Here is a 16,302-nt window from a genome sequence, read left to right as displayed (position 1 = left end):
GCGGACGAGGGAACCACCTGCAATGCCGATAACGCTACTCGACGGCGTTCTCCTGCTGATCATGTTCATTTCTGCGGTTCTTGCCATGATCCGCGGCTTCACCCGTGAGGTCTTCTCCATCGCCTCTTGGGTGGTGGCAGCGATCGTCACCTATATGTTCTGGCAGGATCTCCTGCCCTACACCCAGCAATATGTGGATGACCGCACGGTGGCGCTCGGCCTGACGGTGGCCGGCATCTTCTTCATCACCTTGATCGTCGTCTCACTGGTGACGATGCGCATCTCCGACTTCATTCTCGATTCCAAGGCCGGTCCTCTCGACCGCACCTTCGGCTTCGTTTTCGGAGCGGCGCGCGGCCTCCTCCTCGTCGTGATCGCGGTGCTTTTCCTCAACTTCTTCATCTCGCCCGAGCATCAGCCGACCTGGATCGCCGATGCGCGCTCCAAACCCTGGCTCGATTCCATGGGTCAGGATCTGATGAACGCGCTGCCGGAAGATCCGGAAGCGGAGATCATCGAACGCTTCCGTCAGGAAGACGCCGAGCGCCGTGCCCAACCGGCAGGCAACGCCAGCGACGCCACCGGTTCCGCCGGCTTCTATGATGCCGACGATCAGAACGCCCTCAACCGCCAGCTCTCGCAATAGGCCATGCAGATCCTTCCCGCACATCCCTTCCAGGCCACCGGCGACGACAAGTTCCACGAGGAATGCGGCGTCTTCGGCATTTTCGGTCATCCCGAGGCTGCAGCGCTGACCGCGCTCGGCCTGCATGCGCTCCAGCATCGCGGCCAGGAGGCGGCGGGCATCATCTCCTATGACGGGCGCCAGTTCCATGTGGAGCGCCACATCGGCCATGTCGGCGACAACTTCACCGCGCCGGAGGTGATCGCACGCCTGCAGGGCGACAAGGCGATCGGCCACAACCGCTATTCCACGACCGGTGCCCCGGTTCTGCGCAACGTCCAGCCGATGTTTGCGGAATTCGCCGGCGGCGGCTTCGCGGTCGCCCACAACGGCAACATCACCAATGCCCGCACCTTGCAGCGCGACCTGCAAAACCGCGGCTCGATTTTCCAATCGACCTCCGACACCGAGACGATCATCCATCTGATCGCCACGAGCCAGAAGGCGCCGCTGATCGACCGCCTCATCGATGCGCTCACCCAGATCGAGGGCGCCTATTCGCTGGTCGCCCTGTCGGAAAAGAAGATGATCGGTTGCCGCGATCCGCTCGGCGTGCGCCCGCTGGTTCTCGGCGATCTCGACGGCGCCCATGTGCTCGCTTCGGAGACCTGCGCGCTCGACATCATCGGCGCGCGGTTCGTGCGCGAGATCGAGCCGGGCGAGATGATCGTCATCACCGACCATTCGATCGATTCGCTGCGGCCCTTTAAGCGCGAGCGCCCGCGCTTCTGCATTTTCGAGCACGTCTATTTCGCCAGGCCCGATTCCGTCATCGCCGGCGCGTCGATTTATGAATCGCGCAAGAAGATCGGCATGGAGCTCGCCCGCGAAGCGCCGGCGGAGGCCGACCTCATCGTTCCGGTCCCGGATTCCGGCAATCCGGCCGCCATCGGCTTCGCGAAAGAGAGCGGCATCCCCTTCGAGCTCGGCATCATCCGCAACCATTACGTCGGCCGGACCTTCATCGAGCCCTCCGATTCGATCCGGCATATGGGCGTGAAGCTGAAGCACAACGCCAATTCGGCGATCCTCAAGGGCAAGCGCGTGGTGCTCGTCGACGATTCCATCGTCCGCGGCACGACCTCGCTCAAGATCGTGGAAATGGTGCGCGATGCCGGCGCCGCCGAAGTGCATATGCGCATCGCGAGCCCGCCTACGACCAATCCCTGCTTCTACGGTGTCGATACGCCGGAAAAGGCGAAGCTCCTCGCCTCGCGCATGTCGATCGAGGAAATGGCCGATTTCATCCGCGTCGACAGCCTCGCCTTCCTGACCATCGACGGGCTTTACCGGGCCGTCGGCGAAGAGGCCCGCAACGCGGCGCAGCCGCAATATTGCGACGCCTGCTTCACGGGCGAATACCCGACGCGCCTCACCGACCGCGAATCGGTCGGCACCGTCCGCCAGCTCAACCTGTTGTCTGAAGCCGGATAATCATGACTGACCAAAAACCGCTTGCCGGCCGCATCGCCGTCGTCACCGGCGCGACGCGTGGCATCGGCTATTTTGCCGCCAAAGCCATGGCCGAGGCCGGCGCCCATGTCGTCGCCGTCGCCCGCACGCAAGGCGCGCTTGAAGAGCTCGACGACGAGATTCGCTCCGCCGGCGGCGCTGCCACCCTCGTGCCGCTCGACCTGACCGACGGGCCGGGCATCGACCGTCTCGGCGGCGCCATCAACGAGCGCTGGGGACGCCTCGACATTCTCCTCGCCAATGCCGGCATTCTCGGCACCCTGTCGCCGCTTGGTCACGTGCAGGCGAAGGACTGGGACAAGGTGATGGCGATCAACGTCACCGCCAATTGGCGCCTCATCCGCTCGCTCGATCCGCTTCTGAAACGCTCCGAGTCCGGACGGGCGATCTTCATCTCGTCGGGCGTCGCGCACAGCCTGAAGCCGTTCTGGGGCCCCTACGCGGTCTCCAAGGCAGCGCTCGAAGCCCTGGCGCGCACCTATGCGCACGAGACGCAGAAATCCCCGATCAAGGTGGTGATGGTCGATCCGGGCGCCATGCGCACGGCGATGCGGGCGCAAGCGATGCCGGGTGAAGATCCCGAGACGCTGCCGCATCCCTCCGAGATCGCACCGGACCTCGTGAAGCTCGCAGCGCCCGATTTCGAGCGGAGCGATGTCCTCTTCGACTTCCGCTCCAAGGCGTTTCAGGACTTTCACGCCCCGGCCTGAGCCTCAGGCCTGAGATCGGCACCGGAGCTTGAATAAAGGCCGGAGGCGTTCAGCCTTTCCGGCCCCTTCCTTCGTACGGATTCTTGGCGCCGCGCGTCATCAGCCGGATCGGCACGCCTTTGAGGTCGAAATCCTCTCTGAGGCCGTTCACGACGTAGCGTTTATACGCCTCGGGCAGAGCCTCGGGCCGCGAACAGGCGAGAAAGAACGTCGGCGGCCGGGTCTTCGACTGCGTCAGATATTTGATCTTCAGACGGCGGCCGGCCACGGCAGGAGGCGGATGGCGCGCGATCAGATGATCGAGCCAGCGATTGAGCGCGGCCGTCGCCACACGCCGGTTCCACGTCTCGTAGATCCGGCTCACACCTTCCAGAAGCTGATCGATGCCGGAACCGGTAAGCGCCGAGATCGGGATGAGCGGCACGCCGCGCACCTGAACGAGCGTCTCGCTGAGATCGGCCTGCAATTCGCGGCGCAGCCCGTCTGGATCACGCACCTCGTCCCATTTGTTGAGGGCGAGAACCAGGGCGCGTCCTTCACGTGCCACGAGATCGGCGATCTGCAGATCCTGCTTTTCGAACGGCATCGTCGCGTCGATGACGATGATGACGACCTCGGCAAAGCGGATGGCGCGCAGCGCATCGCCGACGGAGAGCTTTTCGAGCTTGTCGATCACCTTCGCCTTGCGGCGCATGCCCGCCGTATCGATGAGCCGGAACGGCCGCCCGCGCCAGGTCCAGTCGACGGCGATCGAATCGCGCGTGATCCCGGCTTCCGGTCCGGTCAGAAGTCTCTCTTCGCCGATCATTCGATTGATCAGCGTCGACTTGCCGGCATTCGGCTGTCCGACGATCGCAACGCGGATGGGTTTGAGCGTGCGGGTTTCCCCGCCCGAGCCTTCGGCTGCCTCGTCCTCGCCCGTCTCTTCCTTGGGAAGATAAAGGGCGGCCTTCTCGCCGAGCGTCGCAACGACGGCCTCATAGAGATCCGGAAGCCCGACGCCATGCTCGGCAGAGACCGCGACGGCCTCGCCAAAGCCGAGCGAATAGGCTTCGAGAAGACCCGATTCCGCCGCGCGCCCTTCAGCCTTGTTGGCGACGAGAACGACCGGCTTGCCGCCCTGGCGGATCAGCCGGGCGAAATGCTCGTCGTCGGGCGTGATGCCGACGCGCGCATCGACCATGAAAACGGAGATATCGGCATCGATGATCGCCCGCTCCGTTTGCGCACGCATGCGCCCCTGGAGCGTCTCGTCGGCGGCGTCTTCGAGGCCGGCCGTATCGATCAGGATGAAATCGAGATCGCCGAGTTTGGCCGGAGCCTCGCGGCGATCGCGTGTGACGCCAGGCCGATCGTCGACGAGCGCGATCTTCTGCCCGACGAGGCGGTTGAAGAGCGTCGATTTGCCGACGTTCGGGCGCCCGACGAGGGCGACGGTCAAAGACATCGCAGAAGCCGCCCCGTCTCTCTTATTGCAGCGCGGACAAGGATCCGTCGCTGGTCACGATGTAGAGCCTGCCGCCGGCCGCGATCGGGCGCTGGAGACCCTTTGCCGGGATGGAGCGCTCGCCGACGATCTTGCCGCTCGCCGGATCGACCGCGATCAGCTTCTCGTCGTTCGAAACCGCCCACAGCGTCCCGCCCGCGAGCATCGGCCCGACCCAGGTGGAGAAGAAGCGCTTCTTGCGCACCACCGGCAGCTCGGTCTCCCAGAACAATTTGCCGGTGCGCCGGTCGAGCGCCACCATGTGATCCTGCAGATCGATCAGGAAGAGCGCGTTGCCGGAGACGACCGGTGTCGACGAACCGCCGAGATTCTGTTCCCAGAGCCGTTCGCCGTTGGAGAGCTTGACGGCGATCGTCCGCCCGGACACGCCGGTGGCGTAGACGACACCGTCGGAAACGACAGGGCTCGCGGCGACATCCGTCAGGCCGGAGACGGCGAGCGTGCGCGTCGAGCGAATGACCGCATCGGCCCATTTGAGATCGCCCTTATTGGCATCGAACGCGATCACCTCGCCCGACGAATAAGGCACGACGACCGTGTTGCCAACGACGGCCGGGCTCGCGCCCGAAAGCACACCGGCATTTTCCGGAATGCCCGGATAGGTCCAGGCTTCGGAACCGTCGACCAGATTGACGGCGTGAAGAACGTTGGTGGAAGTGACCACATAGGCCTTGCCGCCCGCCGCGCTCGGGGCCGAGCGTGCCGGCGCCTTGAGGTCATAAGACCAGGCGCGCCCGCCGGTCGCGGGATCGAGAGCCACCATCTCGCCATAACCGGTCGCGGCAATCACCATGCCATTGGAATAGGCGATACCGCCGCCCGGCGAACGGCTCTTTTCCTTCTCAGGAGCCAGCGAGACAGACCAGGCTTTGCCGCCGCCCGTCGAAAGGGCCGTCACGGTGCCCGCCGCGTCGTAGACGTAGATGTTGCCGCCGACGATAAGCGGCGCGGCCGAGGCACGCGCCGCGCGCTTGCCGGTGCCGAACACCCGCGCACGGAAGACCGTCTGTGAGGCATTGCCGGAAAGAGCCACATTGCCGGGCGCATTGGCGGCGTTGCCGCCGGGCTGCGTCCAGTCCTGCATCGCGCTCGCCCCGCCGACCGCTGGCGAGCCGGCGGCTCGGTCTGCGTCGTCGACACCGGCGATCGCGCGGCGTTCGCCCGGCAGAATCTCTTCCTTGCTGCTGAAGGGATTCGTGAAGTTGCTGCAGCCTGCAAGCAGCGCTGCCGTCAAAGCGATGCCCGCAAGTCGGACCGCGAATTTCGTTTGCGTGGTCATGATTCCCGCCCGCTTTCTCGCTCGCTCAAAACGGCTCTATTGCGTCGATTGTGTGTCGGATGCGCCGCTGTTCGCGTCGGCAGACCCGTTTTCGGTATTTTGCGCGCCCTCGTCCGCCGATGCGGGCCCGCTTGTGTCACCCGTTGCGTCCCCGGAGACAGGAGCCTCCGCCTCGGGTGCGTCGTCGCCGGACGCTGCGTCCGCCGAAGGAGAAGGCGCAAGCTGCCCGTCGATCACGCTGATCATCAGGCCGGCGCGATTGCGCACGCCCTGCGGGGCCTGCACATCCTGGTCGATCGCCACGAAATAATCGCGGGCCTTTTCGAGCGCGTCCCGCTGATAGGCGACCATGCCGAGGATTTCCCGCGCCGTGTGGCGCCAGGCATTGCCGGCTTCGTCGAGAGACGAGACGCGGCTTTCCGCGCCGTCGAGGTCGCCCGCATCGAGGGCGAGAAGCCCGGCCCGCACCCGCGCCAGATCGCGCATCACCGGTGCGACGCCACCGTCGTTCGCCACCTCGTCGTAGGCGGCGATCGCGGCCGTCTCGTCGGTCTTGGCCAGAATCTCGGCGTTGCGCAGACGGGCGAGCATGCCGTAGCCGCCGCCGTCCTTCGCCAGGGCCGCAAGCGTCTCGCGCCCCTCCGCCTCATTGCCGGCATCGATGGCTTCGAGCGCCGTCAGATACCGGTCGCCTTCCTCGGCCGCCTTCTTCGACTGCCACCACACATAGCCGCGATACCCCGCGGTGATGGCGACGATCAGAATGCAGACGCCAATGATGACGAAGCCAAAACGCTCCCAAAGCGTCTTCAGCTGCTCGCGGCGCAGCTCCTCATCCACTTCACGGATGAAGTGGTCAGATGTACGGTCGTCGTGGGTCATCTACCTCTTCGGGGAATCGTCCCGGCCTGCCGATTATTGTTCCGTGGATTGACGTTGAGCCTTGCGAAGCGCGCCGGAACCTAGCCACTTTGCGCACACCGCGCAACGGCCGTCCCGGATCGCCCTCAGGCCTCTTTCTTGGTCTCTTGGTAGACGTGCTCCGGCCCCGGGAAGCGCTCTTCACGCACGGCCTCGGCATAGGCCGTCACCGCTTCCTCGATATGCGTCCTGAGGGAACCGAATTTCTGCACGAATTTCGGCACCCATTCGTTGAGGCCCAGCATGTCTTCGAGCACGAGCACCTGCCCGTCGCAGGCCGGCGAGGCACCGATGCCGATCGTCACCGCCGGCACCTTTTCGGTGATGCGGCGCGCCACCGGCTCCACGATGCCTTCCATGACGATGGCGAAAGCACCGGCGTCGGAGATCGCCATCGCATCGTCCTCGAGCGCCTTCTGGCCCTCTTCGGAACGCCCCTGCACGCGGAAGCCGCCCATCGTGTTGACCGATTGCGGCGTCAGCCCGACATGGCCCATCACCGGCACGCCGCGCTTGGTCATGAAGGCGACCGTTTCGGCCATATGGACGCCGCCTTCGAGCTTCACGGCCCCGGCACCGGTTTCTTTCAGGATGCGCGCGGCGTTGTGAAACGCCTGCTGCGGGCTTTCCTCATAAGAGCCGAAAGGCATGTCGACGACGACCAGCGCCCGCTTCGAGCCGCGCATCACGGCGAGCCCCTGCAAGATCATCATGTCGAGGGTGACGGGAACCGTCGTCTCCAGCCCGTGCATGACGTTGCCGAGCGAATCACCGACGAGGATGAAGTCGACCAAAGGATCGACGATCCCGGCCGTATGAGCGTGATAGGCCGTGAGCGAGACGACCTTCTCGCCGCCCTTGCGGCGCGCGATGTCGACCGCCGTCAGACGGCGCGAAACCGTATGTTTGGACAAGCTGCCTCCTCAATCCGTCACTGTCTCTTCGGGCGCCCTATGAGAGCACCGGCATGGCCCGTGCTCATCCGAGCGGAGAGACGCCGAACAGCCATTGATGCAGGAAGAGCAGGAACACAAGCCAAAGCGCAAGCCCGATCGCCATACGAATGAGCTCCGGCTTCCACGGACCGGCCATGCGCACGATGCCTTCGCGCTTATCACGACGACGCGACCCGGCGTAATCGACGATCGCCCAGACCATGAAGGCGCCGAACAAGAGGATGTCGCCGAGACGCCCGTTGGCGAGGAGATGGGCGAACGCCCAGACCTTGACGCCGAGCACCATCGGATGCCCGACGGCCGCGCGGATCGGCCCCGGAGAGCCGTTGAGCGCCACCAGGGCAAAGGCGACCGCGTTGAGCAGAATGGCAAGGTGCCGCGTCCAGATCGGCGGATACCAGACATCGATCGGGTTGAGACGCGTCAGGCCGTATCCCCAGACGATGAGCACGAGCCCGACGATCGAAGCGAGCGAGTAGAGGCCCTTCCACATCCCATCGCCGCGCTCGGCGATCATGCGATCACGAAAATCCTCGCCCCAAAGGCGCACCGAATGGGCGCCGAGAAAGAGGATGAGGCCCAGGATCAGGACAAACATGTGACGAGGCTCCCCAACGCCCAAGGAAACGGACCGCCGGCGCGGCCCGCATGGAACGGTTCAAGAAAGGGCTAGCTTCTTTGGCCGCGACAAACAATGAGGCGGGGTGTCTCCCTGACGCATGCGCCCCACCCGCGCATCAGAAAACGCTTGCCTCCACCAAAACTACTTGCCGTGAGTGGAGCGCGTCGGCGCGTGCGTTCGCACGTATCTGCCGGCCCCTGAAATCGCCATTCCAGATCCCGCGGCGGAGCCGAAAACACCCGTCCTGCCAATCATTTGACACATTCCCTGGCGGAGTTCCGGCCTCTCACGACGGCTAAACGAAAAACGCCTCTGCGGCCGGAACGAGCCGCCACGCCACAAGGTTTTCCTGGTGACTTCTTCATAACGAAGACAGGGAGACACCAATGGCTATGCAGAATCTGCAAGAACTCTTCGTTCACACGCTGAAGGACATCTATTTCGCCGAGAAGCAAATTCTCGAAGCGCTGCCGAAAATGGCCGACAAGGCGACAAACAAGGACCTGAAGAATCTCTTCGAGACGCATCTCGAAGAAACCAAGGGCCACGTCGATCGCCTGGAGGCTGTCTTCGGCCTCGTCAGCGTCAAGCCGGAAGGCGAAACCTGCCAGGCGATCCAGGGCATCATCACCGAAGCCGAAGAGCTGATGAGCGAGATCTCGGACGGTGAAACGCGTGACGCAGCGATGGCCGCCGCGGCGCAGGCCGTCGAGCATTACGAGATCGCCCGCTACGGCACTCTGGAGGCCTGGGCCCATCGTCTCGGCCACAAGGAAGCCGCGAAGCGGCTCGGCGAAACCCTTGCGGAAGAAAAGAGCGCCGACGCCAAACTCAGCAAGGTTGGCGAGAGCGAACTCAACAAGAAGGCGGCGTAATCTGCCGAGGCTTCGTCCGGCATCTGCCGGACCCTGCAAAGCCCCGGCTCAGCCGGGGCTTTCTGCATCTGCCGTCCACCGCTGTCTTCTGGGTCTCAAGAGGCCTTCTGATAGAGAATATGCGGCGAGACGGGCGCCTCGGCCGGGCGCTCGAGTTCGGCGAAGCCTGGCAATTCGAGAGGCCTGTCGCTCAGCACATAGCCGCCATCCGCCGCCCAGGCGGCCACCAGCGGGGACAGCCATTCCCGCGTCGCAAGATCGGCCGTTGGATCCCCTGCCCCCATATCCGCATGGATGAGCACGGGCTTGGCCGGCACGCGCGGATGCACGAGCCGCAGCGTGTCGCGCATATCGCCCACCACCATATGCTCCGCATCGGGGATGCAGCCCGCATGCGCGCGGATCGCGCGATCGAAGGCAAAAATATCCCGCTGCGGAAAAATCTGGCGCAGATGATCGAACGTGCGGCCATTGCCGAGACCGAGCTCGAAGACCGGTCCTTCACGCGCACCGATCAACGTGGCGACATGATCGAGCAGCACCTTTTGCGCGATCAGGCGGTTGATGGTGCTTTCCAGGCGGCTCATCGACTTTGTCCTTCAGTTCGGCGTCCTTCAGTTCGGCGCAAGCCCGCTGTGGCATGAACGGGGCTCGACGCCAAGTCGGCAAAGCCGGCGACGACGCGCGGGTCTCCTCGGGAACCGGAGCGGCCCCGCCGCCATTGCCCATGAAGACCTGCAACCACAGGACCATCATGAGTGATTTTCAGATTCCGCAAGTCGGTCGTCTGCACCACCCGGAAGCCTTCGTCACCGGCATTTTGCGCAATTTCGACTTCGCCTCTCAGGCGCTTGGCGCGGCGACGGACACCTTGCAGCTTCGCCTGGTGAAGACCGAACACGGGCTCGATCCGAATTATCAGATCGGCACGACCGACGGCGTCGATGCGGCGGCCTTTTCCGGCACGACGCACGAGCTTCTCTTCGACGACATCACGGAACGCATCGACGAGAACGAGCTCAGCCGTGAGGCCTACACCCAAGAACATGTCCGCGCCTGGCTCGACCAGATCAACGGACAGACGGGTCAGGAGGAACCGCTCTTTCCGGGCATGGCAGGAGAAGGCTGAAACGAGGAAAAATTTTCCGCGCGAGAAGCCTCACGATCAGTGTTGGAAAGGGAACAGCATGAAGACGACGCAGACATTTCTCACGGAGCGATCCACCCGTTTTGACGGCAACAACGCCGACCGGCAGCTGGCAGCCAGCATCCCCCCGGTCGTGTCGCGGGCAAAAGGCCGGGCGCCGGCGGGTTCGGCAAAGGCTGCGCAAGGCCTGACGAGCGGCAAGCCGGGCCTCTGAGCCTTTTCCGACCGAGCACCCGCTCCAGATCGCGACGGCCCAAAGTGAGGTAAGCTGGACGTCCGGATCAGCCGGGCGGATGATCCGGCATCCGATGGTTCGGCCATAATTGTCTTTCTAGCATCTCTCGGCACAGTTCGACGAGAGTCGGCCAGCAGGCGCGGGTTCGCGCCGCCGGCCTCTCGGTTTCGCGCCGCAATCCCTCCTCTAGAGAAGCTCGCGCAACCGTCCGGGCTCCGGCAGCCCGCTGACGACGATCTCCGGCTCATCGCCGGCGGAATAGATCGTCACCTTGGCGGCGCCGACGATCCGGTCCACGAACGACTGGTCGACGCTCACAGAGCGCACGGAGCTGCGCTTCATCTCTTTGATCTGCTTGGAAAAGAGCCCAACCTCGTACTGCACCTCATCGGCGGTGATCGTGAACAGCTCCGAGCGGGTCTTGATGTACCAGCCGATGATCACGATCAGGCCCACGAGGACCGGAATCGTGACGACGCAGATGATGAAGAGAAGCGGGCTCGACTTGAACATCGAGGGATGGGCGGAATAGAGCGGCTCGGCTTGGCTTGGCATTCTGGTCTCCGGGGCAGGATGTCGCAAAAAGCGGTGGGTCCCAGGAAAAACGGCCCGATTTGCGGCATGTTCCGCGATCGCTGCTTATGCCGCAGCTTTCTTCCTTACCAAAGCTTCATTGGCTGACATTCGCGTTCGGATATATGAGAGCCGCATCGCCATTCCTTAGGGGAAGCACGCGTATGCAGGTTGAAGATACTCGAAGCGGTTATGGCGCGCTCTCGCTCGCCATCCATTGGCTTGCAGCCGCGGGCATCATCGCCCTCTGGCTCCTTGGAAATCAGATGGAAGACCTGCCCCGCGGACCGGAAAGGACCGCGGCGCTCGATCTGCACGTATCGGTCGGTGTCGCCCTCTTCGTCATTCTGGCGGGGCGGGTTCTCTGGCGGCTCTTCAGCACCCTGCCCGACAGTCCGGACGAAGCGCCCGCCTTGCGTATTTTCGCACGGGTCGTGCAGGTCGGCCTTCTCCTCTGCCTGACCATCCTCATCATCTCCGGCCCGATGACCATCTGGACCGCGGGCCGGCCGCTGCCGGTCTTCGGCCTGTTCACGATCCCGAGCCCGCTCACCGAGAACCACTCCCTGCACGAGGTGTTCGAGACGGTGCACGTCGTCACGAGCAAGGTGATCCTCGTTCTCTTCCTGGTGCATGTCCTGGGGGCTCTGAAGCTCTGGGTCACGCGCCCGTCTCTTTTGCGCATGGTGGCGCCCGGCCGCTGAGGGCGCCCCTCTTTCCGATATCCCTTTTCATTGGACCAACTTGAGCCGGATGACCGCCCGTCATCCGGCTTTCTTTTTGATATTATTCCATTCGAACGCGTGAATAAGACGCAGAACGCCTTGCCTTCCGTCAAGGCAATGCCACGCAGAAGGTGTATGTAGGCCTGAGGGGGCACGTGTCGGAAGGAGAGCGAAAATGAGAAACGATCGCACCGCACCGAGACGGGCATTTGTGCAGATTGCGGCGCCCGCTGTGCTGGCTGCTGCAATGGCATTGTCGCCCGCATGGGCACAACAGGGTCCCGGCGCAGGCATGGGTCAAGGCATGGGCCAGGGTATGGGCCAGGGCCAAGGCATGGGACGCGGCATGGGCCAGGGTATGGGCCGCGGCATGGGTCAAGGCATGGGACAGGGCATGGCCGCCCGCGTCGACGCCATGGATACCAATGGCGACGGCGTGATTTCGCTGGACGAAGCGACCGCCTGGCACCAGTCCGTCTTCGATACGATGGACAGCAACGGCGATGGCCAGCTGACGAAGGACGAATACATGTCCGTCCGCTTCGCCTTCGGTCCGGGCGGCGGCCAGGGCCCGCGTGCGGCCCAGATGACGCAGCGCAAGGAAGCGCGCTTCACCCAGGCCGACACCAACAAGGATGGTCGCCTGTCGCGGGACGAATTCATGGCCTCGGGCAAGAGCCGTTTTGCCGCGGCGGACTACAACAAAGACGGCCGCGTGACGCCGGCGGAGTTTGCGGCATCACGCAATTTCTGAGCGTCGAAACGGCTCCATCTGACGCCGATCCTGCCGCCCACGCGGCAGGATCCAAATCTCGACGGACACTTCATCGCCCTCCCCGCGGAGCATGGCGCCATTTGAAGTGTTGACCCCGGGTCAATACTGCGTCCAAGGCATCCCATGTTTCGTTTCGCCCTCACCTCTGCTCGTGCCGTTGCGCTTCTCCTCGCCTTCGCCGGCGTCTTCGATACGGCTGCGGCCCAGACACCGGCCCAGACACCGGTCAGGACACCGGCCGCGAGACCGAACGAGATGGATGCTCTGCGGCAGGAAAGCCTGCGCCTCGTCAACGAGGCCCGCAGCGAGGCCCACCTCCCGCCACTCACGCTGAGCGAGACGTTGGACCAGGCGGCGCAGGCGCATGCCCGCGACATGCTGGAGCGCAAGTACTACAGCCACACCACGCCCGAGGGGCGCACCGTCATGGATCGCTATCAGGCGGCCGGCGGCAATCCCGGGCGGCTCGTCGCCGAAAACATTGCAAGCTGCCGCGGCTGCCCGGTTCCGGCCGATCGGGCCGCGGTTGAAAAGCTGCACGAAGGCTGGATGCAAAGCCGCGAACACCGCGCCAACATCCTGCGCAGAGGCCTCACGGAATACGGCTTCGGCCTTGCGGAGAATCCGGACGGGCGCCGCTACGCGGTGCAGGATTTCGCCGGTCCGGGCACACCGCAAACGGCTGAGGGCAACGGGGAGACGACGGAAACGACGCCGCTCGCCCCAGAAGCCCAATCGGAACTGGCCGCAGACCTCATCAACGCGGCCCGCTCCGACGAAAAGAGCGTCTTTGCCGACAAATCTCTGGTTGCGACCGCCTCCGAGATGATGCCCGAGACACTGAAGGGCGCATCGCTCGACGATCTCCGCAACCTCCAGACCGCCTTACCGGACGAAACGACCTTCCGGCGTTTCCGGGTGGTGGCCGGGAGTTGCAGCGGATGCGGGACGGAGGCGACGGACGCGGACGTCCGCTTCTTCCTCGGACAATGGCTCAAGAACGACGACTACCGGACCATGCTTCTCAACAATGATTTGACGGGGATTGGCCTCGTCATCGCGGCCGATGGCGAAGGCAAGAAGATGGCCGTTGCGGTTCTTGCTGGAAAATAGGCTTTTTGCGCAACAGAAAGACAATTCGGAAGATCGTTGCCTTAGCGTCAAGCCCCGCACCAGCTTTCGCGGGCAAATCCGGTGGGTAGACACCAACCGAATGGCAACCCATGGCTTTCCTTCGCAACATGAACGCTTTGAGCGACCAGCTCGCCGCCCTCAGCCGCTCGCAGGCGATCATCGAATTTGAGCTCGATGGCACGATTATTCGCGCCAACGACAATTTCTTGAAGACGATGGGTTATACCCTCGACGAAATTAGGGGCCGCAAACACGCGATCTTCGTCGACGAGAAAGAGCGCGACAGCAAAGCCTATCGGGAATTCTGGGATCGCCTGCGGGCTGGAGAGTTCTTCTCCGCCGAGTACAAACGCAAAGCCAAGAGCGGCAACGACGTCTGGATCCAGGCTTCCTACAACCCGGTCATGGGTCGCGATGGCAAGCCCTATCGGGTGATGAAGCTCGCGAGCGATATTACGGCATCGAAGCTCAAAAGCTTCGATCATGAAGGTCAGCTCGCCGCCATTCACAAAGCCCAGGCGGTCATCGAGTTCGAAACCGATGGCACCATCATCACAGCCAATCAGAATTTTCTCAAAGCTCTTGGCTACGAGCTCTCGGAGATCGAGGGAAAGCACCACAAGATTTTCATGGAGGCCTCCGCGCTCGCCTCTCCGAGCTACCAGGCCTTCTGGGAAGCGCTGCGCCGCGGCGAGTTCCAGGCCGGCGAATTCAAGCGCATCGGCAAGGGCGGCAAGGAAGTCTGGATCCAGGCTTCCTACAATCCGATTTTCGACAGCGAAGGCCGCGTCATCAAAGTGGTGAAATTCGCCACCGACCGCACGGCACAGGTCAAAGACCGCATGCGCCGAGCCAAGGCGCAGGAAGTCATCGACGTCGACCTCAGTGAAATCCTGAAGGCGGTCGAGCACGCCAATCGTCAGGCGTCGACGGCGGCGTCCGCCTCGGAAGAAACCTCGACGACCGTTCAGGCCGTTGCCTCCGGCGCCGAAGAGATGGCCGCCTCGGTCGCGGAGATCAGCCGCCGCGTCACCGATGCGCTCGCCATTTCGATCGAAGCGGTCAAGCAGGCGGACGAAACCAACCGGATCGTGTCCGGCCTTGCCACCTCCGCGCAGAAGATCGACCACATCGTCGACCTCATCAACAACATTGCTGGCCAGACGAACCTTCTCGCCCTCAACGCCACGATCGAAGCGGCGCGCGCCGGTGAGGCGGGCAAGGGCTTTGCCGTCGTCGCGGCCGAAGTGAAGGATCTCGCCGGCCAGACCGCCAAGGCGACGGGCGAGATCAGCACGCAGATCAGCGAAGTGCAGGGATCGACCTCGAGCGCCGTCAGCGCCATCGAAGCGATCTCCCAGATCATCAATCAGGTGAAGGAAATCTCGTCCGGCATCTCGGCCGCCGTCGAACAGCAGGCATCCGTGACGCGCGAAATCTCCTCCAACATGCACACCGCAGCTCAGGGCGTCTCGGAGATCACGCAGTCCATGTCGCAGATCGCCTCGAGCGCCGCGCAGATCGATCAGGCCACCCGCCAGGTCAAGGAAATCTCGCAGTCGATCGCCGCCTGATCGCCGCAAGCCGCCAAGAATCGTCTGAAAGCCGCCTCGTTCGCGAGGCGGCTTTCATATTTCAGCGCCGAGGAACCAGCAAAAATCATCTCATGCCGGACGCGGCAGGCGTTCGCGCGCAACGAGAAGACCGTCACGAAGGCTGAGCCCGATCAGAGCGAGGTTGAGCCCACCCGCCAAAAGCTCGATCCCCTGGACGGCGATGAACGAGCCGGAGAACTCGCCGGCCGCCGCCTTCGCCTGCAGAAAGAAGGCGCACGGCACGAGCACGAAAAGGCCGTTTGCGGCGATCACCGGCATGCGTCGGCGTTTGGCCGCAATCCTTGGATGGCGCAACGTTCCCCCGAGCCGGAAACCCGACATCCCGACCGCCGCCATCGCCGGGATCAGGGCAAGCATGCCCCACAGGATGGCCGTCTTGACGGCGAGGATCGCGGCCGCGCTGCCAAAGAGCTCGGCGAGGACCGTCGACGTCCAGAACGTCAGAATGATGAGGAAGGCGGCCCCTCCCGCCACGGGGTGCAGTTTGCGGATCATCGTCCCTCTCCAGAAAGCGGCCCCTCTTCCAGCCGGGCCCTGAGTTGCGCCAGAAGTTCCGTCAGCCGCGCAAGTTCGCCGGGGGCGAGAACGGCGGCGAGGTCGTCGGCATGCGGCCGCCAGCGCGCAGTCGCCTCCTCGAACAACGCTTCCCCCTTTTCAGTCAGGTGCACGAGCTTCGCCCGTTTGTGATGCGGGTTGTCGGCAAGCTCGAAAATGCCGTCGCCGACCAGCTCGTCGACGATGCGCTGCACCGATTGGCGCGTGAGGCCCATGTTTCGGGCAAGCTGCGCCACGGAAAAACCGCCCCTCCCCTGCGCCACAGATCCCATCACCTGCCAGCGGGCACTCGTCAGACCGAGCGGCCGGACGAGCGCATCGCCTGAGGCGATGAGCGCCCCGTTCAGCCGGAAGACTTCCAGCACCAGGGCGTTGAGCGGATGTTCGAAGGGATAAGGAGCTTTTTCAATCATGACAGCATACATACATTATAGCAGCATGCTGTCAATATGCGATTTCCCCCTCGTGCCGCTTGCATCATGGGGTTCATGGCCTATATGCATCGCGCACGATT

19 protein-coding genes are annotated in these 16,302 nt (G+C 63.7%); 10 read left to right on the top strand and 9 right to left on the bottom strand.

Annotation, left to right across the window (positions count from 1 at the left end):
* The first annotated feature begins 22 nt into the window (after positions 1–22).
* The 3 genes from ACK8CP_RS02315 to ACK8CP_RS02305 are packed head-to-tail and all read left to right on the top strand — an operon-like array spanning position 23 to position 2,868.
* A complete protein-coding gene (locus ACK8CP_RS02315) occupies positions 23–646 on the top strand; it encodes a CvpA family protein (RefSeq protein WP_414833222.1) in 624 nt (207 codons plus the stop codon).
* 3 nt (positions 647–649) lie between these two features.
* Complete coding sequence (gene purF, locus ACK8CP_RS02310) at positions 650–2,119, top strand: amidophosphoribosyltransferase (RefSeq protein ID WP_261214422.1); 1,470 nt, start codon at positions 650–652, stop codon at positions 2,117–2,119.
* A gap of 2 nt (positions 2,120–2,121) precedes the next feature.
* Positions 2,122–2,868, top strand: a complete 747-nt coding sequence (locus ACK8CP_RS02305; protein WP_414833221.1) for an SDR family NAD(P)-dependent oxidoreductase — start codon at positions 2,122–2,124, stop codon at positions 2,866–2,868.
* A gap of 49 nt (positions 2,869–2,917) precedes the next feature.
* Here ACK8CP_RS02305 and der read toward each other — a convergent pair whose 3' ends face one another.
* From der to ACK8CP_RS02280, 5 genes are all read right to left on the bottom strand, one after another.
* Positions 2,918–4,315, bottom strand: coding sequence for a ribosome biogenesis GTPase Der (gene der, locus ACK8CP_RS02300; protein WP_414833220.1), 1,398 nt, complete (start codon positions 4,313–4,315; stop codon positions 2,918–2,920).
* 22 nt (positions 4,316–4,337) lie between these two features.
* Positions 4,338–5,654 (bottom strand): PQQ-binding-like beta-propeller repeat protein, encoded by a 1,317-nt coding sequence (locus ACK8CP_RS02295; RefSeq protein ID WP_414833219.1) that lies wholly within the window; start codon positions 5,652–5,654, stop codon positions 4,338–4,340.
* Between the two features lie 36 nt (positions 5,655–5,690).
* Positions 5,691–6,536, bottom strand: a complete 846-nt coding sequence (locus ACK8CP_RS02290; RefSeq protein WP_414833218.1) for a tetratricopeptide repeat protein — start codon at positions 6,534–6,536, stop codon at positions 5,691–5,693.
* Between the two features lie 125 nt (positions 6,537–6,661).
* A complete protein-coding gene (gene panB / locus ACK8CP_RS02285) occupies positions 6,662–7,489 on the bottom strand; it encodes a 3-methyl-2-oxobutanoate hydroxymethyltransferase (RefSeq protein WP_234628536.1) in 828 nt (275 codons plus the stop codon).
* Between the two features lie 64 nt (positions 7,490–7,553).
* On the bottom strand, positions 7,554–8,129 hold the full coding sequence (locus ACK8CP_RS02280) for an NnrU family protein (protein ID WP_414833217.1): 576 nt from the start codon (positions 8,127–8,129) through the stop codon (positions 7,554–7,556).
* Between the two features lie 410 nt (positions 8,130–8,539).
* On the opposite strand from ACK8CP_RS02280, the gene ACK8CP_RS02275 reads away from it, so the two are divergent.
* Entirely contained in the window at positions 8,540–9,028 is a 489-nt protein-coding gene (locus ACK8CP_RS02275) for a ferritin-like domain-containing protein (protein ID WP_414833216.1), read from the top strand.
* Positions 9,029–9,123: 95 nt separating this feature from the next.
* Here ACK8CP_RS02275 and ACK8CP_RS02270 read toward each other — a convergent pair whose 3' ends face one another.
* A complete protein-coding gene (locus ACK8CP_RS02270) occupies positions 9,124–9,615 on the bottom strand; it encodes a class I SAM-dependent methyltransferase (RefSeq protein WP_414833215.1) in 492 nt (163 codons plus the stop codon).
* A 167-nt stretch (positions 9,616–9,782) separates the two neighbouring features.
* Between ACK8CP_RS02270 and ACK8CP_RS02265 the strand changes: the two genes are divergently transcribed.
* Entirely contained in the window at positions 9,783–10,157 is a 375-nt protein-coding gene (locus ACK8CP_RS02265; RefSeq protein ID WP_128291443.1) for a hypothetical protein, read from the top strand.
* A gap of 58 nt (positions 10,158–10,215) precedes the next feature.
* Positions 10,216–10,389 carry a hypothetical protein gene (locus tag ACK8CP_RS02260; protein ID WP_234628541.1) on the top strand — a complete coding sequence of 58 codons (174 nt, stop codon included), beginning with the start codon at positions 10,216–10,218 and terminating at the stop codon, positions 10,387–10,389.
* 207 nt (positions 10,390–10,596) lie between these two features.
* Here the strand turns inward: ACK8CP_RS02260 and ACK8CP_RS02255 are convergent, their stop codons facing one another.
* On the bottom strand, positions 10,597–10,965 hold the full coding sequence (locus ACK8CP_RS02255) for a PH domain-containing protein (protein ID WP_414833214.1): 369 nt from the start codon (positions 10,963–10,965) through the stop codon (positions 10,597–10,599).
* A 182-nt stretch (positions 10,966–11,147) separates the two neighbouring features.
* Here ACK8CP_RS02255 and ACK8CP_RS02250 point away from each other — a divergent pair, with 182 nt between their 5' ends.
* From ACK8CP_RS02250 to ACK8CP_RS02235, 4 genes are all read left to right on the top strand, one after another.
* The gene (locus tag ACK8CP_RS02250) at positions 11,148–11,687 is read left to right on the top strand and encodes a cytochrome b (protein WP_414833213.1); all 540 of its coding nucleotides are present in this window, start codon (positions 11,148–11,150) and stop codon (positions 11,685–11,687) included.
* A 313-nt stretch (positions 11,688–12,000) separates the two neighbouring features.
* Positions 12,001–12,462 (top strand): EF-hand domain-containing protein, encoded by a 462-nt coding sequence (locus ACK8CP_RS02245; RefSeq protein WP_414833212.1) that lies wholly within the window; start codon positions 12,001–12,003, stop codon positions 12,460–12,462.
* A 144-nt stretch (positions 12,463–12,606) separates the two neighbouring features.
* Positions 12,607–13,596: a CAP domain-containing protein gene (locus ACK8CP_RS02240; RefSeq protein WP_414833211.1), complete on the top strand. Its 990-nt coding sequence runs from the start codon at positions 12,607–12,609 to the stop codon at positions 13,594–13,596.
* Positions 13,597–13,706: 110 nt separating this feature from the next.
* A complete protein-coding gene (locus tag ACK8CP_RS02235; protein WP_414833210.1) occupies positions 13,707–15,191 on the top strand; it encodes a methyl-accepting chemotaxis protein in 1,485 nt (494 codons plus the stop codon).
* A 90-nt stretch (positions 15,192–15,281) separates the two neighbouring features.
* On the opposite strand, the gene ACK8CP_RS02230 is transcribed toward ACK8CP_RS02235, so the two are convergent.
* Complete coding sequence (locus ACK8CP_RS02230; RefSeq protein ID WP_414833209.1) at positions 15,282–15,728, bottom strand: hypothetical protein; 447 nt, start codon at positions 15,726–15,728, stop codon at positions 15,282–15,284.
* The gene (locus tag ACK8CP_RS02225) at positions 15,725–16,201 is read right to left on the bottom strand and encodes a MarR family winged helix-turn-helix transcriptional regulator (RefSeq protein ID WP_414833208.1); all 477 of its coding nucleotides are present in this window, start codon (positions 16,199–16,201) and stop codon (positions 15,725–15,727) included. The genes ACK8CP_RS02230 and ACK8CP_RS02225 overlap by 4 nt, the downstream gene beginning before the upstream one ends.
* Positions 16,202–16,302 lie beyond the last annotated feature (101 nt).

Origin of the sequence: Afifella sp. YEN Y35 (assembly GCF_047553465.1) — a bacterium.
GTDB classification, from domain to species: Bacteria; Pseudomonadota; Alphaproteobacteria; order Rhizobiales; family Afifellaceae; genus Afifella; species Afifella aestuarii.
The sequence above is the reverse complement of the archived record's forward strand: the minus strand, read 5'-3'. Positions and strand labels throughout refer to the sequence as shown.

Bases quoted from the DNA above. Each gene is read 5' to 3' on its own strand.
- ACK8CP_RS02315 (WP_414833222.1), top strand. From the start codon at position 23: ATGCCGATAACGCTACTCGACGGCGTTCTCCTGCTGATCATGTTCATT.
- purF (WP_261214422.1), top strand. From the start codon at position 650: ATGCAGATCCTTCCCGCACATCCCTTCCAGGCCACCGGCGACGACAAG.
- ACK8CP_RS02305 (WP_414833221.1), top strand. From the start codon at position 2,122: ATGACTGACCAAAAACCGCTTGCCGGCCGCATCGCCGTCGTCACCGGC.
- der (WP_414833220.1), bottom strand. From the start codon at position 4,315: ATGTCTTTGACCGTCGCCCTCGTCGGGCGCCCGAACGTCGGCAAATCG.
- ACK8CP_RS02295 (WP_414833219.1), bottom strand. From the start codon at position 5,654: ATGACCACGCAAACGAAATTCGCGGTCCGACTTGCGGGCATCGCTTTG.
- ACK8CP_RS02290 (WP_414833218.1), bottom strand. From the start codon at position 6,536: ATGACCCACGACGACCGTACATCTGACCACTTCATCCGTGAAGTGGAT.
- ACK8CP_RS02280 (WP_414833217.1), bottom strand. From the start codon at position 8,129: ATGTTTGTCCTGATCCTGGGCCTCATCCTCTTTCTCGGCGCCCATTCG.
- ACK8CP_RS02275 (WP_414833216.1), top strand. From the start codon at position 8,540: ATGGCTATGCAGAATCTGCAAGAACTCTTCGTTCACACGCTGAAGGAC.
- ACK8CP_RS02270 (WP_414833215.1), bottom strand. From the start codon at position 9,615: ATGAGCCGCCTGGAAAGCACCATCAACCGCCTGATCGCGCAAAAGGTG.
- ACK8CP_RS02265 (WP_128291443.1), top strand. From the start codon at position 9,783: ATGAGTGATTTTCAGATTCCGCAAGTCGGTCGTCTGCACCACCCGGAA.
- ACK8CP_RS02260 (WP_234628541.1), top strand. From the start codon at position 10,216: ATGAAGACGACGCAGACATTTCTCACGGAGCGATCCACCCGTTTTGAC.
- ACK8CP_RS02255 (WP_414833214.1), bottom strand. From the start codon at position 10,965: ATGCCAAGCCAAGCCGAGCCGCTCTATTCCGCCCATCCCTCGATGTTC.
- ACK8CP_RS02250 (WP_414833213.1), top strand. From the start codon at position 11,148: ATGCAGGTTGAAGATACTCGAAGCGGTTATGGCGCGCTCTCGCTCGCC.
- ACK8CP_RS02245 (WP_414833212.1), top strand. From the start codon at position 12,001: ATGGGTCAAGGCATGGGCCAGGGTATGGGCCAGGGCCAAGGCATGGGA.
- ACK8CP_RS02240 (WP_414833211.1), top strand. From the start codon at position 12,607: ATGTTTCGTTTCGCCCTCACCTCTGCTCGTGCCGTTGCGCTTCTCCTC.
- ACK8CP_RS02235 (WP_414833210.1), top strand. From the start codon at position 13,707: ATGGCTTTCCTTCGCAACATGAACGCTTTGAGCGACCAGCTCGCCGCC.
- ACK8CP_RS02230 (WP_414833209.1), bottom strand. From the start codon at position 15,728: ATGATCCGCAAACTGCACCCCGTGGCGGGAGGGGCCGCCTTCCTCATC.
- ACK8CP_RS02225 (WP_414833208.1), bottom strand. From the start codon at position 16,201: ATGATTGAAAAAGCTCCTTATCCCTTCGAACATCCGCTCAACGCCCTG.